We start from the raw sequence: 13,391 nt of genomic DNA on the forward strand, positions 1-13,391 counted from the left end.
CTGTTCGACCGGCTGCTCAAACGGCGCTTCCGCCTCGAGTCCGCGGGCGTGCAACTGCTTCTTGAGTGGTGACACCTGGAAGTTGACGAGCCGGGCTGCTGCTCGTGAAGGCGTCCGGCGCCGGGCGCGGGGTCCGCGTGGGTGTCTGTGTCTGCGACGGCCTGCTGGGCGGTGCGGGGGTCGGTTTTGATCATGATGGTGCGGGCCTGTCGGCATAGGAGGCCAGGGGGCGCCCTTGAGCAGGAACTCCTGCTGCAGCCGCTGGTTGCGGGCGCCGTCGATGGGGCAGGTGTCGGCAAGGCCCCAGGGGCGTCGGGTTCGTCGTGGCTGCATGGCAGCCGCCACTGCGTCCGGAAGGTTTGACAGGGATGGTCCTGGCGTCCAGTGCGTGTGTTGTGCGACGGTGGGTGGACACGAGACCGAGCCGAGATGTAGAGTCGGCTCTTTGGGAACCGGACGTTGCCCCCTTCACGGGCATCCGGCTCCCGCCTCAGTCGTCGGCCCCGCACTTCAGGGCCGTCTCGTCTTTGGGCTCATCAACCCCCGGAAGGGGGCGCCCATCATGAACATCACCACGGAACTGGACGGCCACCGCGCCACGCTCACCCCGCACGGTGACATCGACTTCGACGCTATGGACCACCTACAGACCTCTCTGGTCCGCCTTCCGTCCGCCGTGACCCGTGTGGTGTGGGACCTGCACGATGTCCCGTTCGTGGACATCGCCGGCCTGCACCTGCTCGCCACCTCCCTGGGCCCCGTCCAGAGCGCCGTCACTCACCTGAACCCTCAAGCGCTGGGCATGCTTCGACTGGCCTGCGAGTTGTTCCCGCACATGGGCTTCGAGCGCCATCTGCCCGACGCCCCCCAGCTCCAGCCCGCGTAACAGGCAATACCGGGATGTAACCGGGCAGGCGGGATCGGTGGGCCCTCCGGCATGCCGAATCCCTGCCTGCCGGAGGGCCCGCAGGCGCATCCACGTCGCACATGCGGGTACTTCTGCGGGGCAGGCACGGAGCGCTCCCGACTGCTGGAAACGGTGGGTCATGACGTCAGACAGAGCCGTCACGCAGGACCACATGCGCCAGGACGCCGATCGGATGGGGCAAGAGGCCCAGGCCGTTGCTGCGCGATCTGCGGTCATGTACGCCCAAGCGAAAGCGTCGCACTCGGCTGCCGTGCAGGCGAGAGATCGGCTTCGGCGCAGGCTGGCGGACGCGCGCGCCCGACGGCGTGTGGCCTGCGCTTTGTGAGTAGCGGTTTCACTGCCGGTCGTGCCGCTTTGAGGGTCTGCCGCCACCTCGCCGGCGCACCATCGGCATCTCCAGCCACGTGACGATCTGCAGCAGCTTCAGCGTCGCTCGCTCAGTCCCGAGGGTGGAGGCATTCCGCAGGCGGGTTGCGGGTGTTGGCGATCACGGTGTCGAGCCGGTCGCGCGCCGCGAGCAGGTCGGTGATCCGCTCGCTGATCCGCGCGCGCTCGGCCTCCAGATGGTCCAGGAGCCCGGGTGTCACGGTGCCGGAGTACACGCACGGCAGCACCTCGCGCACGGACCTGGACGGCAGGCCCGCGGCGAAGAGTTGCTGGATCAGTCTGACCCGGTCGACAGCGGAAGCCGGGTACCGGCGCTGTCCTCCGGCGCTGCGCTCGGAGGGCAACAGGTCCTGCTCCTCGTAGTAGCGCAAGGCTCGCACGCTCACTCCGGTCTCCCGGGCCACCTCGCCGATACGCACGAACCCTCCGCTCCGCGGGCCGGGCGCCCGACTTGCATCTCACGTCAACGTCAGGTTTTAGCGTAGTCGACGTCAAGGCATACCGAGTCGATTGATCGCAGAGGCAGGACATCATGCGCGCAGCCCGCTACCACGAGTACGGCGGTACGGAGACCCTCACGGTCGACGAAGCCCCGGCCCCCCTTCCCGGCCCCGGCGAGATCCGCATCCGTGTCGCCGCGGCCGGCGTGAACCCGGTCGACTGGAAGGTACGCAGCGGCGAGGTGCGCGAGTTCTTTCCGGTGGATCTGCCCGCCATCCCCGGCCGGGACGCCGTCGGTGTGGTGGACACCGTCGGCCAGGGCGTCGAGGGCGTGAACATCGGGGACCGCGTCTTCGGGCTCGGCGGCATCACAGGTGCGACGGCGGAACTGGCCGTGCTCTCCGCCTGGGCCCCGGCGCCCGCGAACTGGACCGACGAGCAGGCGGCCGGCGCCGGCCTCGCGTCCGTCACAGCGCTCGGCGGACTCAAGGCCCTGGGCCCGCTGGACGGGCGCACCCTGCTCGTCGAGGGCGCCGCCGGAGGCGTCGGTGGCGCCGCGGTCGAGATCGCCCTCGCCCAGGGGGCCACCGTGATCGGAACCGCCAGCGAGCGCAACCACGCCTTCCTCGCCTCCCTCGGCGCCATTCCCACCACCTACGGCGCGGGCCTCGCCCAGCGCCTCACCGACCTGGCACCGAACGGCGTCGACCTCGTACTCGACGCTGCCGCCTCCGGCTCGCTCGCCGACCTCGTCGACATCGCCGGCGACCCCACCAGGGTCGTCACGGTCGCCGACCACCAGAACGCGGAACGCCTGGGCGTGCACATCGCCAATGCCGTCAACGACTCCGCACTCCTCACCGAAGCGGGGAATCTGGGCGAGCAGGGCCGCTACACCCCGCGGATCGAGCAGACCTACCGACTGGAGGAGGTCGCGCAGGCACACGCGCACTCCGAGCGCGGGCATGTGCGGGGAAAGATCGTCGTCCTCATCTGAGCCTTCATCAGACGCCCTTACCTTGGGCCGCTGCCGGCCTCGGTCTGCCCTGTTCTGGCGACACCCGCCGCGCAGGGACTCGGAGCCGATACCGAGTTGCGGGGCACCGGCCGTGACCGTCTTGCCGAGGTCTTCGAACGGGACGTGATCCTGACCCCGCTCGACGACCCCGGTGTGCCGCGTCGTGTACTGCTTCCGATCAGCTCTGGCACCTCAGGTCCCGCTTTCCAACTGGCCGCGACCGAAGGGGAAGTTGCAGTCGAGCGCTCAACCGTGTGCGAGGCCGCCCGGCTGTCAGTGCCCCTTCTTATGCTGACGCCATGAAGATCACCAAACAGGTACTCGCGGAGGCCTGGCAGCGCACTGCCGCGCGACATGACCTGCTCACCGACGTCGAACTGCCGCCCGTGACGAACTCGGAGGACGAACTGGAGGAGTGGGCCGAGCACGCCGAGGAGTCGCAGGACGGCGGCCTGTGTCTGCTCATCGACGAAGACGGCACGGTGCACGGCCGACACGGCCCGTACCGCGAGGTTTTCGTCACCCACGACCTCGAACAGGTGCTTTACCTGATCGCCGAGGCAGCGATACGTGGGCGCGGCGGCAGCCTCGAGGAGACGGCCGGCGCGCTGGACCGCATTGATCCGGCGTGGGGCAGACGGTTCCGCACGGGTGGCCTGGACGACGCGGGGACGGTCGAGGCGTGCGGGCGGGACCCGCTGGAGGGGCTCGCCTGGATAGCCGGGACCTGGCGCGAGCAGGCCCCGTACACGACGCTCGCCTTCTTCCGCGCGGAGCCCGGGCAGACCGTCGACGCCGAGCGCCTGGCCCTGCTGTACGGGGCCGACCCCGCGCAGGTCGAAGCCGGTACGCGTCTGAGGGATTTGCGGGCCGTGGACGAGGGCCGGGCGCACTGGGACCGCCATTGGAAGAGCTGCTGCTACGGGCAGGCGGGCGGCTGGACGTACCTGCTCCACCACGAGACGCCACCGGGGGCCTTCGCCGACAAGGAGGCGTACGCGGCGCTCGGGATCAAGGACAATGTGTGGCTGTCCGCCACCTCCGCGAAGGCCATCTACACCTTCGACTACATGCGGGACGGACACCGCGTCGACGACGACTGGGATGTGCTGGAGCTGATCCGGTACGAGCGCGGCCGCGCCCCCTATCTGCGCGGCGGCGAACTGGAGTTCCTCAACCGGGCCGTGCGCCGTGCGGAGCTGGACCACCCCGAACTGACCAACACCTTCGAGTTGTACTTCCACGCCCTGGAGGAGTCCCTCGGCCTGTGTCTGCCGCGCCAGGACTTCGCGGAAGGCGAGGTACGGGCCGCATACTGGGCCGGGACATAGCGTCAACCGTGACCCGGGCGGGCATGCCGGTACCTGTTGTCGGAGTTGTGCGGTGGCCCGCCGGGGCGGCGGCCCCGCGCGGCGACGCGCGCCAGTTGCGAGGCCTGGTACAGGGCGGATCAGGCCGGGTGCGTCTCGGTGGCCGATCCGTACCCGCGCTAGCCCGCGCTGCGCGGCGGCAGGTGTTGTGTGATCCGATCGAACAGGTCGGTCAGCGGCTCGCCGACATCCTGGCCGAACTCGGTCAGTCCGTAGGTGACTTGGGGCGGTGTCGTCGGCTCGACCTCCCGCCAGACCAGGGCGTCCCGGACCAGCGCGCGCAGGGTCTGGGCGAGCATCTTCTCGCTGATGCCCTGGATGCTGTCGCGCAGCTCGTAGAACCGAAGGTTGTTGCTCCGCAAGGAGATCAACACCCAGATGCCCCACCTGCTGGTCACGTGGTCGACCACGTTGCGTGCGGGGCAGTCGGTGTGAAACACCTCATACCGGTGGCCCGGCTCGGCCTGTGTCAGCTGCGTGCCTTCCCTCATGTCCGGAGCTTACCTCTGGGTATGTTCTTACGAAAAGTAAGCCCAGCTCCTAGCGTCAACGCGTCAACTGCCGCAGTGCACAACGGATTAGGGGCTGAACATGATCGTGGTGACCGGGGCTACCGGGAATGTGGGTAGGCCTTTGACGCAGGCCCTGGCCGAGGCAGGCGAGCAGGTGACCGCGGTGTCGCGGCACGCCGTGGCGGTGCCGGACGGGGTCCGGCACATGCCGGCCGACCTGGCCGACCCGACAAGCCTCACCTCCGCGTTGGACGGGGCCAAGGCGCTGTTCCTGCTGCTGTCCGGTGACTTGCACGCCCCCGACGCCAGGCCGGCCGACATCATCGGCCTGGCCGCGGCCAGCGGGGTTCGCCGGATCGTCCTGCTGTCCTCGCAGGGAGTGGCGACCAGGCCGCTCGGCCCGTCGCGGGTCGCGATGCGTTCGGTGGAGGACGCCTTGCGAGAGTCCGGCCTGGACTGGGCCGTCCTGCGACCGGGAGGCTTCGCCTCCAACGCCTTGGCGTGGGCGCAGTCCGTCCGCACGCAACGGACGGTCGCCGCACCCTTCGGCGATGTCGGGGTTCCCGTCGTCGACCCGGCGGACATCGCCGCAGTCGCGGCGGCTTGTCTGCTGAACGAACGGCACAACGACCAGGTCTTCGAACTGACCGGGCCGCAAGTGATCACGCCGCGTCAGCAGACGGCGGCCATCGCCGCCGCGCTCGGCGCGCCGGTGCGGTTCCACGAACTCACCCGCGGCGAGGCCAGAGCCGCGATGATCCGGTTCGTGCCGGTAGAACTCGCCGACGACACCCTGGACATCATCGCCGCCCCGAACCCGGCCGAACTGCGGATCAGTCCCGACGTGGAACGAGTCCTCGGACGCGCCCCGCGCCCCTTCAGCAGCTGGGTCGACCGCAGCATCGCCGCTTTCCGCTGAGGCGCAGCGCAACACCACGGCGGTGGTCGTCGTCCGTGCCGGGCCAGATCGTCCCAGTAGACGGACTGCGGTGGCCTCGGCGAGTGTGGCGATGAGCCCGCCGCGGGTGTAGCTGCGGCTTCGCACGAGCAGGGCGTCGTAGCCCGCGAGCGACGCGGGGGCCGGGCGGCCCAGGCACATCGACTCGTCGTTGATCCAGTCCATGTGCAGTCCGAGCGCCGGGGCTGTGCTGATCAGCTGTCGTTCCTCCCAGCCGACCCGGTCCGCGACGACGGCGATCATGCGTCGCATGTCACTGGCCCCAGTCGCGGAGTTCGGTCTCGACCATGTGGAGGGTTATCCGGTGCCCGGAGATGTCCTTGGATGAGCAACGTGAGAATGCACTCGGGACAGACAAGGGTCTCCGCCCTTGACCACCATCGGGACGGTCAGTTCTGTCTCGCACTCAGGGCAGGTACCGGTGAGCGTGTTTGTCGTCATGCGGAGTTCGCTTCACTCGTTGCGGCATCTGACGGACGGGAAGACGGCAGCGGCCTCACGGATCGCGTCCCGGTCGAGCAGCGGGTTACCGAGCAGCTCCTGCTGTGCGATGAGCCATGTGGTGAAAGCGCCGGTGTCCACGTCGATATCCGAGTCGGCCAGCGCCCAGGCGACGAGCGTCGGGGTGAGGCGACTGCGCACGCGTAACCGGCGCGTATTGCCGACGAGTTCGGGGGGCAGCGTCTCGTAGGCCTGCGGATGGTTGAGCTGTCCTGCCAGTTCGTAGGCGAAGGAGTGCGCGGTCGTCGGCCCCGGTTGGAAGGCTTCGCCGAGTCCGGAGCTCTGCAGTGCGAGGCGGGAGAGTTCGCTCAGGTGGGACAGGTCGAAGCGGGTGTCTGCGTGCAGGACGCGCAGCGCGGTGAGGAGTTCGGCCAACGGGGTGTTGCCGCCGCCCTCGCCGATGCCTGCGACGGTCGCCGAGATCCATCGGGCGCCTGCACGCACAGCGGCCAGGGAGTTGGCGACGGCCATGCCCAGCATGTTGTGGGAGTGGACCTCGATCTCGCAGCGGTCGATGGCCACGAGCTGGGCGATCAGCTCCTCCATCTGCCACGGCGAGAGGCACGCGACGGTCTCGGCCAGCCGGAAGCGGTCGGCTCCGGCATCAAAACCCGCGCGTACGTAGGGAAGGAGCCGGTCGATGGGGGTCCGCGCGCCATCCTCCCCGCTGAACGTGACATGGAATCCGCTCTCCTTGGCCTGCAAGACCGCCGAACGGGCCAGCGCCTGCAGGTACTTGAGGCTGGTCGAGCCGAGTTTCAGCTCCGCATGCCACTCCGAAGTGGGAAGTGAGCACATCACGTTTCGCACGCCCAGCCGTTTGGCTTCCGCAAGGGCCCGGGTGGCCTGCCGGCGATCACGTACGACGACCAGCGTCATGCTGCGCTCGGGTCCGACCGCCTCCTGCACGGCGAGGATGAGCCTGGCGTCCTTGGTCTCCGGCCCCGAGACCATGCCTACCTCGACGAGATCTACTCCGGTTCTGATGAGCAGGGCTGCGAGAGCCGCAGCATCCTTCGGGTTGAACTCGACTCCCGCCATGTGCGCGGAGTCCCGCAGCGTCGCATCCGATATCCGCGGCGTCCCTTCCACGCTCCCGACCGCTTCGGCTGCCATGTGCTTCACCCCTTGTCTAGAACGGATCGCACGTTCAACGGCCGGGCTCGAGTGCTGCCCGGCAGTGGGCGCACGCACGACGGCGTGATCTGGCAGGGGCCGTCGTCCACCAGAGCAATGGTGCGCCGGTCTCGGAGCCGCCCGGGCAGGCGTGTGTGACAGGCTGCGCCTTGACGTGCGTTGCAGCGGGCACGTCCGAACCCCTCTCTGTAGCCGCGGCGGGCTTTCGAACCGTGCCTGCTTCACACCCGGCTTCTTGCCGGCGATACGGCGCATCGGTTCGGTCCCCGGGCTGACCGTGGGACCGGAGTCCTTCATGGAGCTGCACTGACCCGGTCTGGACAGGCAGGCAGGCACGGTCCGCCGACGTCCGCGCCGCGCGGGCGGCAGCTCCGCTGAGGGCGTCGACCTTGTCCGGGTGACGCATCTCGACGGGGTGGGTGAGTTCGACAGCAACCATGCGGCCGGTCGCCCCGATCACTCCTACTTGTATGGCATCCATCCCACTCCTCACTCCTTCCGACCGCTGACGGACAGGCGCAGGGCTTGCTGGGAACTCGCTTCGACCGCACGCGAGGAGGCTTCCCGATGCCGACTCACCCCGGGGCGCGGTCCGTGTGTGGGCGCCGGTCTGGTGGCGCCGCTATACGGCTGGGGGATGGTAGTGCGGGCTTTCGCGGTGGAAGCGGGTGCGGGCTTCTGGTTGGTCCCAGGGGATGTAGGCGGTGACGAGGCGGCGGGTGCCGCTGTGGGGGTTGAAGGCGTGGCGCCCGTGCAGGATGCGGGTGTTGCGCAAGGCCAGGCACTCGCCGGCTTCGAACCGTCTGGTGATCCGGTAGGACTCGGAGCACAGGCGCCACAGGGAGTCGGGGCCGGTGACGCCGCCGGGCAGGCGGCAGGACATGCCGACGATCGCGATGGGCTCGTCGGGGCCGACGGTGGTGACGGGGCGGCGCAGGCGGTAGAGGTAGAGGTAGTGGTGGCTGGTGTAGAGCTGCTCGAACTCCACGGGTGTCTCGGCGAGCAGGGTGAACCAGGAGGGGTGCACTGTGCGGAAGTCCTCGACCGCCTTGAATCCGTCGAGAAAGTAGAACTCGCCGCCTATCGCCTCGTTTTCGACGAAGTAGCAGAATTCCAGCAGCGGGCCGACCGTCCGGTAGGGGTAGTCGGTGTGGGCGGTCAAAGTGAGGGACATTTCGGAGAGGTCCTCGGTCTCCGGCACCGCGGTGACGTCGGTGTATCTGCCGTATTCGGTGTGATGGACGGGGTCGAACTCGGCGAGCAACCGCTCCAGTTGCGGCACGGTGGTGTCGCGCGGCAGAGCGAAACCGTGGGTGAAGAGGTCATAGGTCCAAGGGCCGAGTCCGGCATGGAAGTCCGCGGCCTGGTGCGGGCGCATGTCCGCCGCGCCGGGTGTGGCGCTGTCCCGGAGGGTCTCTTTGATGAACTGTTCGCTGTCGCCGCGGTCCCAGGCGTGGTCGAGCAGCCAGTCCACCCAATACGTGCTTTCGGCGGTCTTCTGGAAGGAGCCCGGGTGCCGACAATCCGGGCAGGGGCAGCTGAAGCGCGGCCAGGGGAGTGCGATGGGTGTCTCGTCGAGGGTGGTGATGCCGCTGTCGAGAGTCATCAACGTCACGCTTCAACTCTTTCCGCGTCGCCGCGCTGGGCAACCCTTGGTGGGGCGCGGCCCAGCGGCCCAAGCCCCGCCTCTGGGGGCTGGACCAGGGCTTTGCTGGATTCCGGCCACATTTCGCGGAGACCCGCGCCGTAGGCAGCCCGCGGTTCCAGTGCGCGGGCCAGCGGCCACCCACTCTGAGGTCGTTGCTGACCAGGGGCGGGCGGCGCTGCGGTCCCTGACGTTCATTCGTGACGGCCTGGGTCCAGTGTTCCTCCACCGAGTCGGCAGAAAGTGTTGCCGGCGTTCTTCGCAGGGGCTTGCAGGCATGCAGGCCTGCCTCCGGTCGGACACCGGTGCCGCCGTACGGTTCGTAGCATCGGCTCTCGGTGTCGTAGCGGAAAGCGCGCCCGCGGGTCCGGCGGCCATCGAGGGCGGGAGGCCAGCGGCCCTCTTCACCTGCGCATCTATTGTTTTGGTGTGAATGACACGACCTCCGACCGACTCGTCTGGGAACTGACCGGGTGGGACACCGACGAACACCCGGTTCACGTCACCGAGCTCAGCCGAGAAGAGATCATGGGAATCCGTGACCTCTTCGACCGCCGTCCGACCCCGACGGGGACGGACGAGTGGCTTGCCTGCGCGGCCTACGAAGTGACCCATGACGTGCAGCTCCACGTGCTGGCCGCCGTTCCCCGACTGGAATTCAGGTCAGGACTGGACTACTTCGTCGAGGGATCTGTCCGATCCTGAATAGGCGATCAACCAGCTGCTCTCCGCGGCCGTCGCCGTGCTCGTCACTGTGATGCGGCCGGCGTGCAGGCACAGGGTCTCAGTGCCGGAGGGGCGCTGGCAGGGTGGCAGCGGGCGCATATCCGAACCGGCATGGGGCACTCGCTGCGTAGAGCCCCGCCGTGCATCCCCCGTCGCGGCGGGGCTCTACGCGTCATCACGATGGCTGCCGTAGCGCTGCGCGCTTACAGCGTTACCTCGCGACCCACAGCTTCGACCCGCCCACCGGCGGGCAGTCGTCCCGGCCGGGCCTCGCCATCGGCTTGCCCGTCACCTTTCTGGCCGACGACATCGACGGCCGCGCCTTGTTCGGTGGCCAGCAGAGCAACACGCCTCGCGCAGACCAGGGCCAAACAGCAGCGAGGCCAGTGAAAATCGTCTGTTCTGCCAGCGGCAGAACAGCGGCCGGACGGGGTTCGACGATCACTACAGTCCAGTCGCATGACGGCGTTTGCGACGTTTACGACGCGTACGGTCGAGTATCCGGCCGACGGTTTGACGATGATCGGGCATCTCGCGCTCCCGGCCGGTGTCGACCGCCGGCCCGCGGTGCTGCTCGGGCCCGAGGGGGTGGGGCTCAGCGATGTCGAGCGCCGTCGGGCCGATGCACTCGCCGAGCTGGGATACGTGGCGCTGGCCTTCGACCTCCACGGCGGGCGCTATTTGGGCGACCCCGAGGTGATGCTGGCCCGTTGCATGCCGCTGCTCGCCGATCCCGACCGGATGCGGGGCATCGGCCATGCGGCGCTCGACGTGTTGCGCGCCGAACCGCGGACCGACCCCGACCGGATCGCCGCCGTCGGCTACGGCACCGGGGGCGCCGTAGGACTGGAACTCGGGCGCGACGGCGTCAACCTGCGCGCGATCGCGACAGTCAACGCACTGACCACGGGCCGAACGGGCGAGGCAGCGCGCATTCGCTGCCCGGTGTGGGCCGGGGTCGGGTCGGAAGACCCGATCATGCCGCCCGCGCAACGGAACGCGTTCACCGCCGAGATGCAGGGTGCGGGCGTCGACTGGCGCCTCACGGTCTACGGCGGCGCCTTGCACGCCTTCCACCACCCACCGGTCGACCACCCCATGGTCCCCGGGGTCGGCTACCACCCGCAGCATGCGCGGCGAGCCTGGCGCGACGTCGTCGACCTGCTCGCCGAGTGCCTGCCCGTGACGGAGGATCTGAGGGTGTGCCCCAGCCCGTAGGAGCCGGTGAACTCGCTCTCGAATCGTGCGGTTGCTGTGCCGTCAGCGATGCACCAGAGGTAGAGGCAGCCCACGACGTCGTGTGCGGTGGAGAAGCCCGCGGTGTAGATCCATCCCTGTGCCTGGCCGCGGCAGGCGCAGGTCTCGCTGCCGGCGCTGATCGCTCCGGTTGCGACCGGGCCGAGCGGCGTATCGGTTGCGCGCGCCCTTTCGATGAGCTGCCAGAACAGGCCCGTGTCCATGGCGGATGACTGTGGCATGAGGTACTGACAGCGATGCCTGCGACTGCCCGCCGTGCACCCGGGTTGTCCGTGCCCGTAGCCGCCCGGGCCCGCTCGCAGGGCACGTTGCTCACACCACCGGACACAAAGAAGCCCTGGCTGGACGGGGGAGACCAGCCAGGGCCGCTGTGGTGTGGCGCGCGGAGGGCGGTCGCCTCGCGGCGAAAGGCTCCATGGGGCTTCAGCCGGACGATCGTCCCCATGGGCTATGGGTGAGGCCCGGGGACACTGTCCCCTCCGCAGCCACACTCCCTCCAACGCCGCACCCCTGCGCAGTGTTCCGCCCACGGGCGCCGTAGCCCGTGAACTGCAGCACACTTCCGACCGGCAGCCGACGCTGAAGCGAAGCCGGCGGGAACGTCTCTCACCACAGTCGGCTGGTGTGCCGCAGCTCGGCGGGGGCGCGGGCCGGCTCGGTCACGCCGCGAAAGGGAGGGCGCGCCTGGCTGAGTACGCCCGGCTCTGCTGCAGTGGACGGGGAGGGCACGGGCATTGACGCGATTGACGCGAAGACTGCCGAAGTGCCCTGGTAGTGCCCTGGCGCACTGAACCTTGATGTCCGTGGGCAGCGAAGTCAGCCGAGAGCGGTCCTACGACCTGCGGCGACTGACTTCATTTCGAAGCGGGTGCTCGTGATGGCCGACGATGGCAAGGTGGGTGCGGTTCCTCGCTTCCGCGGTTGCGACACGCTCCCGCGGTTGCGACACGCTTCTGCCGTTGCGACAGGCTTCCGCTGTCAGACGGGCGGCCAGTTTCGCAACGCCGCGTCGGCCACCTGCTGGAGTTCGGAGCGGCTGGCGCCGCTGGCGGCCTGAACGGCGATGCCGTTCGCCACGGTCATGACGTATCGGGCGAGCAGTTCCGCGTCCGCGTCCGCGGGCAGATCACCCGTGTCGATGGCCTGCTGGAACCGGTGGCGGAGGCGGGCACGGCCGTCCTCGCGCCAGGCGATCAGAGCGTCCTGGGCGACCCGTCCGGAGTCGCCGGCGGCCAGCGAGCCCTGCACGCCCAGGCACCCGACGGGGAAGCCGGGGCGGGTGGTCGTGCTGACCGCGCCGACGAGGAACGCCGTGGCCACCTCCCGGGCGCTCGGTTTCTCCAGCGCGCGGGCCGCATAGGCGGCGGGGCCTTCGGTGTAGCGCTCCAGGGCTTTGCGGAACAGCGTCTCCTTGTTGCCGAAGGCCGCGTACATGCTCTTGCGGGTGACGCCCATGGCGCTGGTCAGGTCGGTCAGGCTGGCGCCTTCATAACCCTGTTCCCAGAAGACCGTCATCGCCCGTTCCAGGGCCTCGTCGGCGTCGAAGCCTCGCGGGCGGCCGACAGGCGCTCTTCGGTTGATCTCCACGGCTACACCATACCGCCTCGATACCGATCGGTGCAGAAGTGCTACGGTCTTCTTCTGCACCGATCGGTATCTAATTTTCGGGAGTTCAAGCAATGGGACAGCTGCAAGGCAAGACCGCCGTCGTCACCGGTGGCAGCACAGGAATCGGCTTGGCCACCGCCGCGCGGCTGGCGTCCGAGGGCGCCCATGTCTTCATCACCGGCCGGCGCAAGGACGCCCTCGACAGGGCCGTCGAGTCGATCGGCTCCGCGGTCACCGCGGTGCAGGGCGACATAGCGGAGCCGGCCGACCTGGACCGGCTGTACGACGAGATCCGCGACCGGGGCCGGGGTCTGGACGTGCTCTTCGCCAATGCGGGCATGGCCACACTCGCCCCGCTGGCGCAGGCCACCCAGGAACAGTTCGACCAGATCTTCGGCGTCAACGTCCGGGGCACACTGCTCACCGTGCAGAAGGCATTGCCGCTGCTCAACGACGGCGCCTCGGTGATCCTGAACGACTCCGTCCGCGCCGACGACGGCCGGGAGGCCTTCGGCCTGTACGCGGCGTCGAAGGCCGCGATCCGGTCCCTCGCGCGGACCTGGGCCAACGAGCTGAAGGGCAGGGGCATTCGAGTCAACACGGTCGCGCCGGGCGCGATCGACACCCCCGGAGCCGACATCGCCATCGGCGAGGAGAACGCGGCCGCCATCAAGGCGGAACTCATAGCGGGAGTGCCGATCGGCCGCAGGGGGCGCCCGGAGGAGGTCGCCGCCGCGGTGGCCTTCCTCGCCTCCGCGGACAGCAGTTTCATGCTCGGCACCACCCTGCACGTCAACGGCGGCGAGAACCAGTTCTGACCCCGCCACGCGAAGTCGCGACCTGTCGCGGGCGATTCCCGGCCCGCGACACGTCACCTGACCCACACGAGGATCCGCGCGGCAC

The 13,391-nt window shown here is 69.1% G+C and carries 13 protein-coding genes; 7 read left to right on the plus strand and 6 right to left on the minus strand.

Annotated elements, in window-relative coordinates:
• Nucleotides 1–562: 562 nt before the first annotated feature.
• Complete coding sequence (locus tag ABD366_RS27100; protein ID WP_324765711.1) at nucleotides 563–886, plus strand: STAS domain-containing protein; 324 nt, start codon at nucleotides 563–565, stop codon at nucleotides 884–886.
• Between the two features lie 479 nt (nucleotides 887–1,365).
• On the opposite strand, the gene ABD366_RS27105 is transcribed toward ABD366_RS27100, so the two are convergent.
• Nucleotides 1,366–1,734 (minus strand): MerR family transcriptional regulator, encoded by a 369-nt coding sequence (locus ABD366_RS27105; RefSeq protein ID WP_324765710.1) that lies wholly within the window; start codon nucleotides 1,732–1,734, stop codon nucleotides 1,366–1,368.
• A 113-nt stretch (nucleotides 1,735–1,847) separates the two neighbouring features.
• Between ABD366_RS27105 and ABD366_RS27110 the strand changes: the two genes are divergently transcribed.
• Both ABD366_RS27110 and ABD366_RS27115 read left to right on the plus strand, forming a co-directional pair.
• Nucleotides 1,848–2,753: an NADP-dependent oxidoreductase gene (locus ABD366_RS27110; protein ID WP_324765709.1), complete on the plus strand. Its 906-nt coding sequence runs from the start codon at nucleotides 1,848–1,850 to the stop codon at nucleotides 2,751–2,753.
• A 320-nt stretch (nucleotides 2,754–3,073) separates the two neighbouring features.
• A complete protein-coding gene (locus ABD366_RS27115) occupies nucleotides 3,074–4,105 on the plus strand; it encodes a hypothetical protein (RefSeq protein WP_324765708.1) in 1,032 nt (343 codons plus the stop codon).
• 158 nt (nucleotides 4,106–4,263) lie between these two features.
• On the opposite strand, the gene ABD366_RS27120 is transcribed toward ABD366_RS27115, so the two are convergent.
• On the minus strand, nucleotides 4,264–4,635 hold the full coding sequence (locus ABD366_RS27120) for a winged helix-turn-helix transcriptional regulator (protein ID WP_324765707.1): 372 nt from the start codon (nucleotides 4,633–4,635) through the stop codon (nucleotides 4,264–4,266).
• 100 nt (nucleotides 4,636–4,735) lie between these two features.
• Here ABD366_RS27120 and ABD366_RS27125 point away from each other — a divergent pair, with 100 nt between their 5' ends.
• Nucleotides 4,736–5,575 carry an SDR family oxidoreductase gene (locus ABD366_RS27125; protein WP_324765706.1) on the plus strand — a complete coding sequence of 280 codons (840 nt, stop codon included), beginning with the start codon at nucleotides 4,736–4,738 and terminating at the stop codon, nucleotides 5,573–5,575.
• Nucleotides 5,576–6,067: 492 nt separating this feature from the next.
• Here the strand turns inward: ABD366_RS27125 and ABD366_RS27130 are convergent, their stop codons facing one another.
• Nucleotides 6,068–7,231 (minus strand): LeuA family protein, encoded by a 1,164-nt coding sequence (locus ABD366_RS27130; RefSeq protein ID WP_324765705.1) that lies wholly within the window; start codon nucleotides 7,229–7,231, stop codon nucleotides 6,068–6,070.
• A 643-nt stretch (nucleotides 7,232–7,874) separates the two neighbouring features.
• Nucleotides 7,875–8,858, minus strand: a complete 984-nt coding sequence (locus ABD366_RS27135) for a TauD/TfdA family dioxygenase (RefSeq protein WP_324765919.1) — start codon at nucleotides 8,856–8,858, stop codon at nucleotides 7,875–7,877.
• Between the two features lie 468 nt (nucleotides 8,859–9,326).
• Between ABD366_RS27135 and ABD366_RS27140 the strand changes: the two genes are divergently transcribed.
• Together ABD366_RS27140 and ABD366_RS27145 are read left to right on the plus strand one after the other, a co-directional pair.
• The gene (locus ABD366_RS27140) at nucleotides 9,327–9,602 is read left to right on the plus strand and encodes a hypothetical protein (RefSeq protein ID WP_324765704.1); all 276 of its coding nucleotides are present in this window, start codon (nucleotides 9,327–9,329) and stop codon (nucleotides 9,600–9,602) included.
• Between the two features lie 480 nt (nucleotides 9,603–10,082).
• Entirely contained in the window at nucleotides 10,083–10,841 is a 759-nt protein-coding gene (locus tag ABD366_RS27145) for a dienelactone hydrolase family protein (RefSeq protein ID WP_324765703.1), read from the plus strand.
• Here the strand turns inward: ABD366_RS27145 and ABD366_RS27150 are convergent.
• Entirely contained in the window at nucleotides 10,739–11,101 is a 363-nt protein-coding gene (locus tag ABD366_RS27150; protein WP_344442625.1) for a CbrC family protein, read from the minus strand. The two genes, ABD366_RS27145 and ABD366_RS27150, sit on opposite strands and share 103 nt — an antisense overlap.
• A gap of 757 nt (nucleotides 11,102–11,858) precedes the next feature.
• On the minus strand, nucleotides 11,859–12,467 hold the full coding sequence (locus ABD366_RS27155; protein WP_324765701.1) for a TetR/AcrR family transcriptional regulator: 609 nt from the start codon (nucleotides 12,465–12,467) through the stop codon (nucleotides 11,859–11,861).
• A 92-nt stretch (nucleotides 12,468–12,559) separates the two neighbouring features.
• On the opposite strand from ABD366_RS27155, the gene ABD366_RS27160 reads away from it, so the two are divergent.
• On the plus strand, nucleotides 12,560–13,306 hold the full coding sequence (locus ABD366_RS27160) for an SDR family oxidoreductase (RefSeq protein ID WP_324765700.1): 747 nt from the start codon (nucleotides 12,560–12,562) through the stop codon (nucleotides 13,304–13,306).
• Nucleotides 13,307–13,391: the final 85 nt, after the last annotated feature.

Source organism: Streptomyces kunmingensis (assembly GCF_039533535.1).
Taxonomy (GTDB): Bacteria; Actinomycetota; Actinomycetes; order Streptomycetales; family Streptomycetaceae; genus Streptomyces; species Streptomyces kunmingensis.

Bases quoted from the DNA above. Each gene is read 5' to 3' on its own strand.
- ABD366_RS27100 (WP_324765711.1), top strand. From the start codon at position 563: ATGAACATCACCACGGAACTGGACGGCCACCGCGCCACGCTCACCCCG.
- ABD366_RS27110 (WP_324765709.1), top strand. From the start codon at position 1,848: ATGCGCGCAGCCCGCTACCACGAGTACGGCGGTACGGAGACCCTCACG.
- ABD366_RS27115 (WP_324765708.1), top strand. From the start codon at position 3,074: ATGAAGATCACCAAACAGGTACTCGCGGAGGCCTGGCAGCGCACTGCC.
- ABD366_RS27120 (WP_324765707.1), bottom strand. From the start codon at position 4,635: ATGAGGGAAGGCACGCAGCTGACACAGGCCGAGCCGGGCCACCGGTAT.
- ABD366_RS27125 (WP_324765706.1), top strand. From the start codon at position 4,736: ATGATCGTGGTGACCGGGGCTACCGGGAATGTGGGTAGGCCTTTGACG.
- ABD366_RS27130 (WP_324765705.1), bottom strand. From the start codon at position 7,231: ATGGCAGCCGAAGCGGTCGGGAGCGTGGAAGGGACGCCGCGGATATCG.
- ABD366_RS27135 (WP_324765919.1), bottom strand. From the start codon at position 8,858: ATGACTCTCGACAGCGGCATCACCACCCTCGACGAGACACCCATCGCA.
- ABD366_RS27145 (WP_324765703.1), top strand. From the start codon at position 10,083: ATGACGGCGTTTGCGACGTTTACGACGCGTACGGTCGAGTATCCGGCC.
- ABD366_RS27150 (WP_344442625.1), bottom strand. From the start codon at position 11,101: ATGCCACAGTCATCCGCCATGGACACGGGCCTGTTCTGGCAGCTCATC.
- ABD366_RS27160 (WP_324765700.1), top strand. From the start codon at position 12,560: ATGGGACAGCTGCAAGGCAAGACCGCCGTCGTCACCGGTGGCAGCACA.